General features: G+C 70.8%; 11 protein-coding genes and 1 pseudogene. 10 read left to right on the top strand and 2 right to left on the bottom strand.

What is annotated here, in order from left to right:
- Window positions 1-5: 5 nt before the first annotated feature.
- Together JIW86_RS17080 and JIW86_RS17075 are read right to left on the bottom strand one after the other, a co-directional pair.
- Window positions 6-1,340, bottom strand: a complete 1,335-nt coding sequence (locus JIW86_RS17080) for an alpha-2,8-polysialyltransferase family protein (protein ID WP_257554589.1) — start codon at window positions 1,338-1,340, stop codon at window positions 6-8.
- On the bottom strand, window positions 1,340-2,323 hold the full coding sequence (locus JIW86_RS17075; protein ID WP_257554587.1) for a glycosyltransferase family 2 protein: 984 nt from the start codon (window positions 2,321-2,323) through the stop codon (window positions 1,340-1,342). The genes JIW86_RS17080 and JIW86_RS17075 overlap by 1 nt, the downstream gene beginning before the upstream one ends.
- A gap of 176 nt (window positions 2,324-2,499) precedes the next feature.
- On the opposite strand from JIW86_RS17075, the gene JIW86_RS17070 reads away from it, so the two are divergent.
- The 10 genes and pseudogenes from JIW86_RS17070 to JIW86_RS17025 all read left to right on the top strand — a co-directional run bounded on the left by JIW86_RS17070 (window position 2,500) and on the right by JIW86_RS17025 (window position 14,077).
- Entirely contained in the window at window positions 2,500-3,801 is a 1,302-nt protein-coding gene (locus JIW86_RS17070) for a DUF6716 putative glycosyltransferase (protein WP_257554585.1), read from the top strand.
- Window positions 3,798-4,175: pseudogene (locus tag JIW86_RS17065) on the top strand (cytidylyltransferase domain-containing protein); the annotation flags it as partial. The gene JIW86_RS17070 and the pseudogene JIW86_RS17065, both read left to right, overlap by 4 nt.
- 399 nt (window positions 4,176-4,574) lie before the next feature.
- Window positions 4,575-5,483 (top strand): N-acetylneuraminate synthase family protein, encoded by a 909-nt coding sequence (locus JIW86_RS17060; RefSeq protein ID WP_257559347.1) that lies wholly within the window; start codon window positions 4,575-4,577, stop codon window positions 5,481-5,483.
- Between the two features lie 62 nt (window positions 5,484-5,545).
- Window positions 5,546-6,724, top strand: a complete 1,179-nt coding sequence (locus JIW86_RS17055; RefSeq protein WP_257554583.1) for a hypothetical protein — start codon at window positions 5,546-5,548, stop codon at window positions 6,722-6,724.
- Between the two features lie 137 nt (window positions 6,725-6,861).
- Window positions 6,862-8,106, top strand: coding sequence for an amidohydrolase (locus JIW86_RS17050; protein ID WP_257559346.1), 1,245 nt, complete (start codon window positions 6,862-6,864; stop codon window positions 8,104-8,106).
- Window positions 8,107-8,346: 240 nt separating this feature from the next.
- The gene (locus tag JIW86_RS17045) at window positions 8,347-9,399 is read left to right on the top strand and encodes a BMP family lipoprotein (RefSeq protein ID WP_257554581.1); all 1,053 of its coding nucleotides are present in this window, start codon (window positions 8,347-8,349) and stop codon (window positions 9,397-9,399) included.
- A 232-nt stretch (window positions 9,400-9,631) separates the two neighbouring features.
- Complete coding sequence (locus JIW86_RS17040) at window positions 9,632-11,299, top strand: ABC transporter ATP-binding protein (RefSeq protein WP_257559345.1); 1,668 nt, start codon at window positions 9,632-9,634, stop codon at window positions 11,297-11,299.
- Window positions 11,296-12,411: an ABC transporter permease gene (locus JIW86_RS17035; protein WP_257554580.1), complete on the top strand. Its 1,116-nt coding sequence runs from the start codon at window positions 11,296-11,298 to the stop codon at window positions 12,409-12,411. Before JIW86_RS17040 ends, JIW86_RS17035 begins: the two co-directional genes overlap by 4 nt.
- Window positions 12,408-13,673 (top strand): ABC transporter permease, encoded by a 1,266-nt coding sequence (locus tag JIW86_RS17030; RefSeq protein WP_215149361.1) that lies wholly within the window; start codon window positions 12,408-12,410, stop codon window positions 13,671-13,673. Before JIW86_RS17035 ends, JIW86_RS17030 begins: the two co-directional genes overlap by 4 nt.
- Window positions 13,670-14,077, top strand: a complete 408-nt coding sequence (locus JIW86_RS17025) for a cytidine deaminase (protein WP_215149360.1) — start codon at window positions 13,670-13,672, stop codon at window positions 14,075-14,077. The genes JIW86_RS17030 and JIW86_RS17025 overlap by 4 nt, the downstream gene beginning before the upstream one ends.
- The last annotated feature ends 9 nt before the right edge of the window (window positions 14,078-14,086 follow it).

Genomic DNA, 14,086 nt, shown 5'->3' with positions numbered 1-14,086 from the left:
GCCCCTCAGCTAAGAACGCGGCGCAGCCGCCGGGCCATGCGCCGCACGGCCCTGCTGCGGGGCAGGAACGACAGCTGGGCGGGGATGCCGCCGGGCAGGCCGAGCGCGGTCAGCCGGCGGCGGGTGAAGTACCGCCAGGTGCGGTCGGTCAGATGCCGGGTCAGGTAGGCCTCGGCCATCAGCCGGCGCGCGGCGAGGATCTGCGGCTGCATGGTGAATCCGACCGCCGTCAGCAGCCCGGCCGGCTCGGCCCGGACGCGCTCGGGCGTCGGGGGAGTCCAGGTGCGCACGGCCTCCGCGTCCGCCAGGTCGGGGAGCAGGGCGTCCACCAGGGCCAGCGGCACGCGGTTGCTGTTCGGGTACGGGGTCAGGCGGGCCAGTATGGCGTCCGTGCCGGTCCGGGCCACCGGGAGCCCGTACAGGGTGGCGGCGGTCAGCAGTCCGGTGGAGAAGCAGCCGACGACCAGGGCCGGGCGCAGCCGCTGGTAGAGGGTCTCGGCCAGGAACGGCGTGTCGATGACGGTCATGCGGGCGCCGAGCCGCTCGGCCTCCTCCTCCGCGCGGCGGGAGTAGGCGGCCGGGGCGCTGGGGTGCGGTTTGAAGACCAGCTCGGTGTGGCCCAGGGCGTGCGCGCCGCGGACCATCGAGACGTGGAGCTCTTCCTCCTGCTCCGGGGTCATGAGGTCGAGCGCCGAGAGGTACTGGCCGAGGAGGAGGGCGGGGGATTCCCCGATGCCGTCCAGGGCGGAGTCCTGCGCGGGCAGTTCCGCCAGGACCTTCAGGAAGGCCTCCGTCGGCACCAGTTCGACCCGCACCCCGAACTCGGTCAGGAGCAGCGGCTCCAGTCCCGGTACGAGGTCCAGGTGCAGGACGCGCCGCACGCGCATCCCGAGCTGCGGGTCGAGGCGGATGCGGGTGGGTCCGTAGCTCATCAGTCCGTCGGCGTAGACGTCGACGGCCGCGCCGGGGAAGAGCCGGCACAGGGTCTGGGCGGGCGCCACCTGGATGGACTCCACGATCAGTTCGACGCGGTCCTCGCCGAGGCCCCACAGGGTGCGCAGCTGCCGTTCCCACAGCGGGACGTCCTCCGCGCGGGGGGCCCAGGTGCTGGGGTGCTGCGGTTCGATGACGCGGTTCCAGTCGAGGACCTCGTCGAAGCGGGGGCGCAGGGCATCGAAGCCCGGCATGTCCGCGACTCCGGGGCTGACCTCGGCGGTGACGGCGTGGTTGCTGGTCAGCAGGATCCGGCGGGCGGCGGGCGGGAAGGCGCCCGCGTCGATGCCGGCGGCGAGGGTGGCCGCTCCGTAGAGGGTGGAGGCCAGGAAGATCTGGGTGGGCATCAGGCGTTCGCCCCCGAGGCGGTGGTGCGGCGGCGGCCGCGCACGCGGCGCAGCAGTGTGGAGCGCTCCACGTCCATCGAGTCCAGGACCAGGTCCAGCACGTCCTGGGGCATGCGGCCGAGCGCGGCCGTGCTCATGGAACGGAGTTTTCTGGCCACGTCCGGTTCGAACCTCTCGATGGATCCGAAATGGTGCGCGATAATCGCGCAATATGTTCGGACGGCTTTCGGGAGCAGCAGATCCGATTCTACGTCTGCGGCGGTATCCGAGAGCACTTGATCAAATGCGCGAATGAAATCGAGCTGCCGTTCGTCGCCGATCTGGGTCAGTGAGGTGGCAACCCCGCGCCGGTAGAAGATTCCGGGCAGTCCGACCGCGGCGAAGGACTCCGCCTCGCGGTGCAGCCGCCAGATCCACGGCCGGTCCTCCGCCGTCCGCAGCCCGTCGGTGAAGTGCAGCAGCCCGCGGTCCAGCAGCCGCCGGTGGTACATCCCGGCCCAGGCGTACGGATAGTCCACCGAGGTGGCCCGGTCGGCGGGCAGGATCGCGGTGCGCGGATCGGCGACGACCGACTGCGGGCCGTACGGGACGCGCTGCACGCTCCGTGACCTGCCGGTGCACTTCACGTGCTCGGTACGGACGAAATCGCAGCCCAGGGCCTCGATGGCGGCCAGGGTCCGGGCCAGGTGGCCCGGGGCCAGCCAGTCGTCCCCGTCCAGGAACGCGAGGTACTCGCCGCGCGCCGCGTCCAGACCGGTGTTCCGGGCGGTGGCCAGGCCGCCGTTGCGCTCGTGTCTGAGGTGCACCGCCCCCGGCAGCTCGCGGGCCGCCCGCTCGAGCAGGCCGGGCGTCCCGTCCGTCGAGCAGTCGTCGACGAGGAGGAACTCGAAATCGTCCCGGGCGTTGAGTTCGAGACTCTTCAGGGCATCCGGTGCATATGTCTGCACGTTGTAGAACGGCACGACAACAGAGAGCTTGGGCACCCGTGAGACATTAGGACGCCGTCCGGCATTCACTGTGACCCCGACGCGGATTCCACATGAACGGCGCGGGGCGGGCACGTTAACCCGCGCGCTTTCGCATTCCGTCGACGCGTTGTTAACCCGCTGTTGTGCGTTCGTTGGGCCGATCACCGAATTTGCGGAATAGCTTCTGCCGCGTGCCAGAACGCAAACGCGTCGCCGTAATCGCAGATTCCGACACGCGATGGAAATGGGGCGCACTCACCGCCCGCCGTCTCGTGTCCGACCACCAGCTCACCGGATTCCTGTTGCGCGGACGTGCCACACCCACCGCGCGCCAGCTCGGTGAGGTGGGCGTCCAGGGTGACCGGCCGGCCGAGGTGACCTGCGCCGAATTCCTCGCCGAGATCGGGCGGGAGCACTACGACGTGGTCGTCCTCTCCCTCGTCGGCGGGGCCGTCCAGGCCGTCCTGCACGGGGCCCGCGCCCTGTGGCCCGAGCCGTCGCGCCGCCCCGTCCTCGTCACCGGGTACGTGGGCGTCGTATACGAGAAGCTCGCCGACGGGCTGCTGCTGCGGCACGGCGCCGACCTCGTCCTGGCCAACTCCCGCCACGACGCGGAGCGGTTCCGTGCCGTGTACGAGGGGGTCGGCGCGGACGCGGGCGCCGTCACCGAGACCGCACTGCCCTTCCTCGGCGGGGCCCCGTACGAGCCGGCCGGATCCCGGACCCACACAGTCGTGTTCGCCGTCCAGCCCTCCGTGCCCGACAGCCGCGCCGACCGCGCGTACCTGCTGGAGCGGGCGGCCGGGCACGCGCGGCTGCACCCGGAGCGCGAGGTGCTGATCAAGCTGCGCAGCCGCCCCGGGGAACACACCACGCACCTGGAGGAGCAGCCGTACCAGCGGCTCGCCGCCAAGCTCCCCGGCGGGCTCCCGCCCAACTGCCGGCTGGTGTACGGGAACATGGGCGAGGTGCTGGACGGCACCGACCTGCTGGTCACCGTCTCCTCCACCGCCGCCCTGGAGTCCCTGCACCGCTCCATCCCGACGGCCGTCCTCACCGACCTCGGCATCCGCGAAGCCCTCGGCAACCACCACTTCCTGGGCTCCGGCTGCCTGGCCTCGTGGGACCAGCTCGACGCCGGGCTGCTGCCGAAGGCGGACCCGGACTGGCTGGCCGCCCAGGGGGTCGCCGGAGGCGGGGACCCCTACGCCGCCGCCCGCGCGAAGGTCGCCGAGCTGGCGGACCGGGACCGGCTCCCGGCCCCCGCCCCGTACTACACGCTCACCACCGCCCCCCGGTACCTGCCCGGGATCCTCGCCCGCCAGCACCTCGCGCCCGACGGCAGCCCGCTGCCCGGTGCGGTGCGCGAGACGGCGGGGCAGTCCCGGCTGCGCCGCAAGCTCCGCGCCCACCTGCGCGAGGCCGCCCGCGGGGCCTACCGGCACGGGGTGCAGCGCGTGGCCCCGGTGATCCGCCGGATGGGGGAGCTGTGAGCCCCCGCGTCCTCGCCGTGATCCCGGCGCGCGGCGGCTCCAAGGGGGTCCCCGGCAAGAACCTCGCCGAGGTCGCCGGCATCCCGCTCGTCGCCCGCGCCGTCCGGGCCTGCCTCGCCGCGCCGACCGTCACCGACGTGGTGGTCTCCACCGACTCGGAGGGGATCGCCGCCGCCGCCCGCGCCGCGGGCGCCGACGTGATCACCCGCCCCGCCGCGATCTCCGGCGACACCGCGAGCAGTGAGGCCGCCCTCCTGCACGCCCTCACCGCCTTCGAGGAACTGCACTCCGTCACCGTGGACGTGGTCCTCCTGGTCCAGTGCACCAGCCCCTTCCTGGCCGCCTCCGACGTGGAGTCCGTCGCGGCGGCCGTCGCCTCCGGCGCCGCCGACTCGGCCCTGACCGTGGCCCCCTTCCACGGCTTCCTCTGGCGGGAGGACCCCGACGGCTTCGGCACCGGGGTCAACCACGAGACGGCGTACCGCCCCCGGCGCCAGGACCGCCCCCAGGACCTGCTCGAGACCGGCGCCGCCTACGCCATGGACGCCGTCGGCTTCCGCGCCGCCCGCCACCGCTTCTTCGGGCGCACGCTCCCGGTCGCCACCGACCCCGCGCGGGTCCTGGAGATCGACGACCCGCACGACCTGGAGCGCGCCCGCCTGCTCGCCCCGCTGCTCGACGTACGACCCGACCCGCAGCTCACACCCCTCGCAGCACCCGCCACACCCGCAACACCCGCTCTCGTACCCCCGCACCGAAGGACGTCACCTGTCATGACCGCCTCCCCCAACACCCGCCTCCGCAGCTTCGGATCGCGCACCGCGGGCCCCGGACAGCCCGTGTACGTCGTCGGCGAGATCGGCATCAACCACAACGGCGACCTCGGCAACGCCTTCGCCCTGATCGACGCCGCCGCCGAAGCCGGCTGCGACGCCGTGAAGTTCCAGAAGCGCACCCCCGAGATCTGCACCCCGCGCGACCAGTGGGACATCGAGCGCGACACCCCCTGGGGCCGCATGACCTACATCGACTACCGCCACAAGGTGGAGTTCGGCGAGGACGAGTACCGCGCCATCGACGAGTACTGCACCACGCGCGGCATCGACTGGTTCGCCTCCCCGTGGGACACCGAGGCCGTCGCCTTCCTGGAGAAGTTCGACCTCCCCGCCCACAAGGTGGCCTCCGCCTCGCTCACCGACGACGAGCTGCTGCGCGCCCTGCGCGCCACCGGCCGCACCGTCGTCCTCTCCACCGGCATGTCCACCCCGAAGCAGATCCGCCACGCGGTGGAGGTGCTCGGCAGCGACAACATCCTTCTCTGCCACGCCACTTCGACGTATCCGGCCAAGGCCGAGGAGCTCAACCTGCGGGTGATCAACACCCTCCAGGACGAGTTCCCCAACGTCCCGATCGGCTACTCCGGCCACGAGACGGGCCTGCAGACCACCCTGGCCGCCGTCGCCCTCGGCGCCACCTTCGTCGAGCGGCACATCACCCTCGACCGCGCGATGTGGGGCTCCGACCAGGCCGCCTCCGTCGAGCCCGGCGGCCTCGCCCGCCTGGTCCGCGACATCCGCACCATCGAGACCGCCCTCGGCGACGGCGTCAAGCGGGTCTACGAGTCCGAGCTGGGCCCCATGAAGAAGCTCCGCCGCGTACAGGGCGAGCTCGCCGCCGTCTGACCCCGGTCCGGCCCCCGCTCCGCCGCCGCGTACGAGATCCGTCCCCTGTCGAGGAGTACGTGATGCCCACTTCAGCCCCCACCCTGGCGTTCGTCGAGAGCCCGGTCCAGCTCCTGAACGTGCTGGAGTGGGCGTACTCCGGCAGTGCGCCCGGCGAGTCCGTCCCGCTGCTCGACGGCGTTCCGAGCCAGCCGGGCCGCGGCACGGGCGTACCGCCCGGACCGGCCGGTCCGGGCGGTACGCCGGCGGCGCGGATGCGGATCGTCGTCCTGCCTCCCACCGACCCCATGTCCCGCGGCCAGCTGCGCCGGATGGCGGCGCTCGCCCGCGACGAGGGGCACGAGGTCCGCTGGCAGGAGGCGCGCGGGGGCCGGCTCGCGCCGCTGAGGGCGCTCGCCGCCCTGGCCGGCGACGTGCGCGCGGCGCGCACGGTCGTCGTCGGCGACCCCTTCTCCCGCTACGTCCAGCTGCTGCTCACCCTGGTACGGGCCGAACAGCTCGTCGTGGTCGACGACGGCACCGCCACCATGGAGTTCATCGCCCAGACCGCCCGCGGCGAACGCCTGGTCCGCTGGCACCGCGTCGGCGGCGGAGGGCCGGCCGGCCGGGTGCGCGAGCTGGCGTACGCACCGGTCTCGGCGACCGCCCGGCGCCGCTTCAAGGCCGCCAAGGCCACCGGCACAAAAGCAGCCCGGCGCGTCGAGGTGTTCAGCTCGATGCCCGTGACCGCCCACGGCGCGATGACGCTGCGGGTCAACGACTTCGCCTGGACCCGGGCCCGCTTCGGCCCGCCGCGCCTGACCAAGGGCACCGACCTGGTCGGCACCTCGCTCGTGGAGACGGGCGTGGTGGACCCGGCCTGCTACCTGGACGCGGTGCGCACCCTGACCCGCGTGCACGGCGCCACCCGCTACTTCGCGCACCGCCGCGAGTCCCCGGAGAAGCTGCGCGCGCTCAGCGAGGCGACCGGGCTGGAGATCGTGCGCCCGGACCTGCCGCTGGAGCTGATCGCGCGGCGCGGACCGGTCGGCCGGACGATCGTCAGCTTTCCGTCCACCGTCGTCCACACCCTGCCGTACGCGCTGACCGGCACCGGAGTCACCGTCGCTGTATGCGATATCGACCCCGACTGGCTCACCGGGTCCGCGTCGCCCCGTGCCCGCGGCTTCCTCGCCGGGGTCACCGACACGGCCCGCGATGTCCGCAGACTCCCCGCTCAGGCGGCTTCCGCGGCCGGATGAGCGGGCGAGTGTACCCCCGGGTGCATCCCGTCATGCGTCCAGAGGTCGGGTTTCTTTCCCCTAACGGCATGAACTTTTCGTGATCCTCAGCCAGTTGGGCCATTGGTGCGCCTACCCTTCAACGGGTGAACCAGTTGATGTCCCGCGAGTCCCAGACCGCCCAGCCCGCCGTGTCCGAGCGGCCCGAGCTGCCCGGCAAGCTTCCGGACCACCTGCGTGCCGAACTGATCGCCTTCCGCCGGGACTTGCACATGTACCCGGAGCTCGGACACCAGGAATTCCGCACCACGGCGGCGATCAAGGCCCGGCTCGAAAAAGCCGGCCTGCGCCCACGGGTGCTGAAGTCCGGAACCGGCCTGGTCTGTGACGTGGGGACCTGGGACGGCGTACGGCCGATGCTGGCCCTGCGCGCGGACATCGACGCCCTGCCCATCCCGGATGCCAAGACGCACGTCTCGTACCGCTCGACCTTCCCGGACCGCGCCCACGCCTGCGGCCACGACGTGCACACCGCGATCGTCCTCGGCGCCGGACTGGTCCTCGCCGAGCTCGACCGCCAGGGCCTGCTGCCCCGCCCCGTGCGCCTGCTCTTCCAGCCCGCCGAGGAAGTGCTCCCGGGCGGGGCCACCGACGCCATCGAGTCCGGGGTCCTGGACGGTGTGGGGAAGATGATCGCCGTGCACTGCGACCCCCGGGTCGACGCCGGGCGGATCGGGCTGCGGCCCGGCCCCATCACCTCCGCGTGCGACCGGCTGGAGGTCACCCTCTCCGGCTCCGGCGGGCACACCGCCCGCCCGCACCTGACCACCGACCTGGTGACGGCCGCCGCCCGGGTGGCCGTGGACGTCCCGGCGCTGCTGACCCGCCGGATGGACGCGCGCTCTGGCATGTCGGTCACCTGGGGCCGGATCGAGGCCGGGCACGCCTGCAACGTGATCCCGATGCACGCCGAGCTGTCCGGAACCGTACGGTGCCTGGACCTGAACGCCTGGCACGAGGCGCCGGACATGATCCACGCGGCGATCGACGAGGTCGCGACGATGCACGGGGCCAAGTTCGAGATCAACCACGTCCGCGGGGTGCCCCCGGTGGTCAACGACCCGGTGATCACGGAACTGCTGCGCGAGGCGATGACGGTCCGCTGCGGCGCCGGGTCGGTCGAGGACACCGAGCAGAGCCTGGGCGGCGAGGACTTCTCCTGGTACCTCGAGCATGTCCCGGGTGCCATGGCCCGCCTGGGTGTGCGCCGGCCCGGGGACACCGCCAAGCACGACCTGCACCGGGGCGACTTCGACGTGGACGAGTCAGCCATCGCCGTCGGCGTCGAGTTCTTCACGGCCGCCGCCCTGCTGGACGGGCGGCGCCCGGGAGTCGTCAGGTAAAGGCAAGGGCCCGCCGCCCCAAAATCCGGTACAACATTCGCGCATCTCGCGGCGGAGGTGTCCAGCCCTTGGTACACAAGGGCTGGGCACATGAGGAGTTACCGATCGGTCACTGTCCGGTTCGCGACGATCCGATAACGACTCATGAACGGGCCTTTAACTGACATCTACGCGCGTTACGATCGCCGCGAAACCAGCGCCGGTCGTGGCGCTTCGGTCAGGTTTTGAAGGAGCCTCCCCTTGCGCCGGATCACCAGGATCGCCACCGTGGGCCTCGCGTCCGCTGCGCTGGCCCTCTCGGCCACCGCCTGTGGCGGTAAGAACTCGTCGGACACCGGATCTTCGGACTCGAAGGACGCCAGCGCCGCCATCGCGTACGACATCGGTGGCCGCGGCGACCAGTCGTTCAACGACGCCGCTTACGCCGGCCTGCAGAAGGCCGAGTCGGACCTGAAGATCAAGGGCGCCGAGGCGGAGCCCACCGACGGCGAGGGCGAGGCCGACAAGGTCCAGCGCCTCACCGAGCTGGCCCGCAAGGGCAACAACCCGGTCATCGGCGTCGGTTTCGCCTATGCCCCGGCCATCAAGAAGGTCGCGCCGAAGTTCCCGAACACCACGTTCGGCATCATCGACGACACCTCGGTGACCGGCCCGAACATCGCCAACCTCGTCTTCAACGAGGAGCAGGGCTCCTACCTGGCCGGCGTCGCCGCCGCCAAGGTGTCCAAGACCGGCACGGTCGGCTTCATCGGCGGTGTCGAGGTTCCGCTGATCAAGAAGTTCGAGGCGGGCTTCACGCAGGGCGTCAAGGACACCAACCCGAACGCCAAGGTGCTGTCCCAGTACCTGACCCAGCCGCCGAACTTCGACGGTTTCGCCAAGCCCGACCTCGGCAAGGCCGCCGCGCAGGGTCAGCTCGACGCGGGCGCCGACGTGGTCTACGCCGCCGCCGGTCTGGCCGGCTCCGGTGCCATCGAGGCCGCCTCGGCCAAGGGCAAGTGGGCCATCGGCGTCGACTCCGACCAGTACAACCAGGCCGGTCTGTCGAAGTACAAGGACGCCATCCTGACCTCGGTCACCAAGGACGTCGAGGACTCGGTCTTCAACCTGATCAAGTCGGTCAAGGACGGCAAGCCGACCACCGGTGAGATCCGTTACGGCCTGGACAAGGACGGCGTCGGCCTGGCCGACTCCAACCCGAAGTACAAGGAGATGACCGACGTCATCGCCGCGGTGGAGAAGGCCAAGGCCGAAATCATCGCCAAGAAGATCAACGTCAAGACCGCCCCGTAAGGTCGTCTCTGACACTCAGTCGCGGTCTCCGGGGTCCGGGAAGCGGTCTCTATCGCTCCCGGGCCCCGAGCCGCGTTCTGAATTCACACCAGTGATCGAGCGGCCTGTGTGGCCGCAAGTTTTCACTTCCGACAGTGCTACGCGCGTAGAAGCATCGTGGACGCGATACTTTCACTCCCCGCCCTGTCCCCCCCCCTGCCTTCCGCTCCTTCCGCGCCAAGGAGAGTGCGTCATCAACGCGTCCAGCCCGCCCCCCGCCGTAGAACTGCACGGCATCACCAAGCGCTTCCCCGGCGTCGTCGCCAACAAGGACATCGCGATCACCGTCCGCAAGGGCACGGTCCATGCCTTGATCGGCGAGAACGGCGCCGGCAAGTCGACCCTGATGAAGATCCTCTACGGCATGCAGAAGCCGGACGAGGGCACCATCGCCATCGACGGGGAGCAGGTCTCCTTCCACAGCCCCGGCGACGCCATCGCCCGCGGCATCGGCATGGTGCACCAGCACTTCATGCTCGCCGACAACCTCACCGTCCTGGAGAACGTGGTTCTCGGCGGCGAGAAGTTGTACGGCATCGGCGCCAAGGCCCGTAAGAAGATCAAGGAGATCTCGGACGCGTACGGCCTCGGCGTGCGTCCCGACGCCCTGGTCGAGGACCTCGGTGTCGCAGACCGCCAGCGCGTGGAGATCCTCAAGGTCCTCTACCGCGGCGCCAGGATCCTCATCCTCGACGAGCCGACCGCCGTGCTCGTGCCGCAGGAGGTGGACGCACTCTTCGACAACCTGCGCGAGCTCAAGGCCGAGGGCCTGACCGTCATCTTCATCTCGCACAAGCTGGGCGAGGTGCTGAAGGTCGCCGACGACATCACCGTCATCCGGCGCGGCACCACGGTCGGCACCGCCGACCCGAAGACCGCCACCACCAAGCAGCTCGCCGAGCTGATGGTCGGCGCGGAGCTGCCCTCGCCGGAGACCCGCGAGTCGACCGTGACGGACGTCCCGATACTGAAGGTGGCGGGCCTGACCCGCACCGCGGACGACTCCGTCATCGCCGAGCCGGAGATCCTGGTGCGCCAGGCCCCGGAGGACTCCACCCTCCACGAGCACGTCGAAGCCGGCCGTCTCCTGCTGGACGACGTCACCTTCACCATCCACAAGGGCGAGATCCTCGGCATCGCCGGTGTCGAGGGCAACGGCCAGACCGAGCTGATCGAAGCCCTCATGGGCATGAACCCCGCCGACACGGGCGTGATCACGCTGGACGGCCGGGACATCACGAAGGTTCCGGTGCGCGAGCGCCGCGAGGGCGGCATCGGCTACATCCCCGAGGACCGCCACCGGCACGGCCTGCTGCTCGAGTCCCCGCTGTGGGAGAACCGCATCCTCGGCCACGTCACCGAGGCGCCCAACTCCAAGCGCGGCATCCTCGACACGAAGGCGGCCCGCAAGGACACCGAGCGGATCGTGCGCGAGTACGACGTCCGCACGCCCGGCATCGAGGTCACCGCGGCCTCGCTCTCCGGCGGCAACCAGCAGAAGCTGATCGTCGGCCGCGAGATGAGCCACAACCCGAAGTTCCTCATCGCCGCCCACCCCACCCGCGGTGTGGACGTCGGTGCGCAGGCGCAGATCTGGGACGCGATCCGCAAGGCCCGCCACGAGGGCCTGGCCGTCCTGCTCATCTCCGCGGACCTGGACGAGCTCATCGGCCTGTCCGACACCCTGCGCGTGATCTACCGCGGCCGCCTGGTCGCGGACGCCGACCCCGCGACCGTCACCCCGGAGGAGCTCGGCACCGCCATGACGGGCGCCGCCTCCGGGCACCTGGAAGCAACCGACAACCACTCCGCCGCCGGTACCGCGCCCGGTACCGATGCACCGGAGGACGAGGCCCGATGAAGCAATTCGACAAGGACCGGCTGCTCCTCGGCTTCGCCGGACCCGCACTCGCCCTGGTCAGCGCCTTCCTGCTGACCATGATCGTGCTGGCGGCGACGGGCATCGACCCGATCGAGCCGCTGCGCCTCATGGTGGAGAACGCCGGCTATGAGGACGTCCAGGTCCTCATCGTGAACCAGGCCGGTACGTACTACCTCGCGGCCCTGGCCGTGGCCATCGGCTTCCGGATGAACCTCTTCAACATCGGCGTCGACGGTCAGTACCGCCTCGCGGCGATGCTCTCCGCCGTGGTCGGTGCGGCCGTGACCCTGCCGGGCCCGCTGCACCTGCTGGTGATCATCCTCGTGGCGATGCTCGTCGGTTCCTTCTGGGCCGGCATCGCCGGTGTCCTCAAGGCCAAGCGCGGGGTGAGCGAGGTCGTCTCCACGATCATGCTGAACGCCATCGCGACCAGCCTGATCGCCTGGCTGATGCTGACGAAGAACCTCGGCGTCCAGATCGAGGGCTCCAACGACCTGACGACCGGCGACATCGCCGAGTCCGGCTGGTTCCCGGCGGTGTCCCTCGGCGACGGTCTGGAGCTCTACGGCTTCACCTTCGTGGCCTTCGCCCTCGGCATCGTCTACTGGTTCACGCTCAACCGGACCCGTTTCGGCTTCGACCTGCGCGCCACCGGCGCCAGTGAGTCCGCCGCCCAGGCCTCCGGCGTCGACGCCAAGAAGATGATCATCACCTCGATGCTCATCTCCGGCGCGGTCGCGGGTCTCGCCGGCATGCCGCAGCTGCTGGGCGAGACGCACACCTACAACCTGGCCTTCCCGGTCGGCGTCGGCTTCACCGGCATCACCATCGCGCTGCTCGGCCGCAACAGCCCGGTCGGCATGCTCTTCGCCGCGTTCCTGATGGCCTTCATCGACAAGGCCTCGGCCTCGCTCGACCAGGCCGGGTACGCGAAGGAGATCGGCACGATCATGAAGGGCCTGATCGTGATCGCGGTCGTCGTCTCGTACGAACTGGTCCGCCGCTACGGCATCCGGCGCCAGCAGCAGAAGGTCGGCGAGGAGCTCGCCGCCGGGCACGCCATCAAGACCGACAAGGAGGTCGCGGCGTGAGCACCAGCACTGTCTCCGCGACGGCTGCCGCCCCCAAGAAGTCCGGCGGCCGCAAGAAGCTCACCCTGCCCTGGATCCTGCTGATCATCGCGGGCGGCCTTGCGCTGCTCTCGCTGGTCCGCCTGATCAGCGGCGCGAACGACCTGACCTCCATCGGCCAGGTCTCCGGTGCCCTCTCCCTCGCCGTCCCGATCGGCCTCGCCGGCCTCGGCGGCCTGTGGGCCGAGCGCGCGGGCGTCGTCAACATCGGCCTCGAGGGCATGATGATCCTCGGCACCTGGTTCGGGGCCTGGGCCGGCTACCAGTGGGGTCCGTGGACCGGTGTGCTCGTCGGCATCGCCGGCGGCGCCGCCGGCGGCCTGCTGCACGCGATCATGACCGTCACGTTCAACGTCAACCACATCGTCTCCGGTGTGGCCATCAACATCCTGGCGCTGGGCTTCACCCAGTACCTGTCGAACTTCACCTTCGCCGACGCGCCGGGCGGCTCCTCGAAGCAGTCGCCGCAGGTCGAGCCGATCTACAAGATCACCGTGCCGGGGTTGTCCGACTGGATGGCCGATCTCCAGGCCAAGCACTGGTTCTTCGTCTCGGACCTCGCCGGCGTCATCGGCGGCCTGGTCACCGAGCTGTCGCTGCTGACGATCGTCGCCCTGCTGCTGATCCCGGGCACCTGGTGGGTGCTGTGGCGGACCTCTTTCGGTCTGCGGCTGCGCTCCTGCGGTGAGAACCCCACCGCCGCGGAGTCCCTCGGCGTCAACGTCTACAAGTACAAGTACATCGCCGTGATCGTCTCGGGCGCCCTGGCGGGCCTCGGCGGCGTGTACCTGTCCGAGGTCGCCAGCCCGATCTACCAGGAGGGCCAGACCGGCGGCCGCGGCTATATCGGTCTCGCCGCCATGATCTTCGGCAACTGGATGCCGGGCGGCATGGCGCTGGGCGCGGGCCTGTTCGGCTTCATCGACAGTCTCAAGCTGCGCGGTGGCGCCACGAACGTCCACGCGATGCTGCTGCTGATCGCGATCCTGCTGGTGCTGGTCTGCGCCTGGCAGCTGTACAAGAAGAAGTACCTCCAGGCCGGCATCTCGGCGGTCTGCGCCGCGCTGCTGTTCCTCTGGTACGCGCTCACCGACTCGGTGCCCAGCCAGTTCGTGGACGCGGCTCCGTACGTGACCACCCTGCTGGTGCTCGCGCTGTCGGCGCAGCGGCTGCGGATGCCCAAGGCGGACGGTCTGCCGTACCGCAAGGGCCAGGGCAAGTGACCTCGGCTCCGGCAGCCCAGGCCGTGGACTGGGAAGCCCTCCGGGTCGCGGCCCGGGAAGCCATGACCCACGCGTACGCGCCGTACTCGGGCTTCCCGGTCGGGGTCGCGGCCCGCGTGGACGACGGCCGGGTCGTGACCGGCTGCAACGTGGAGAACGCGAGCTACGGGCTGGGCCTGTGCGCCGAGTGCGGGCTGGTCTCCTCGCTCCAGGCCACGGGAGGCGGCCGCCTCACGCACTTCACGTGTGTGGACGGCAAGGGCGAGATCCTCGTCCCGTGCGGGCGCTGCCGCCAGCTGCTGTTCGAGTTCGGCGGACCGGAGCTGCTGGTGGAGACCCCGGACGGGATCCTTCCGCTGGCGGCGATGCTGCCCCAGGCCTTCGGGCCCGACCACCTGAGATAGCCGTGCCGA

It is taken from the genome of Streptomyces sp. NBC_00162 (assembly GCF_024611995.1).
Lineage (GTDB): Bacteria > Actinomycetota > Actinomycetes > Streptomycetales > Streptomycetaceae > Streptomyces.
This window is presented reverse-complemented; position numbering and strand designations above follow the sequence as displayed.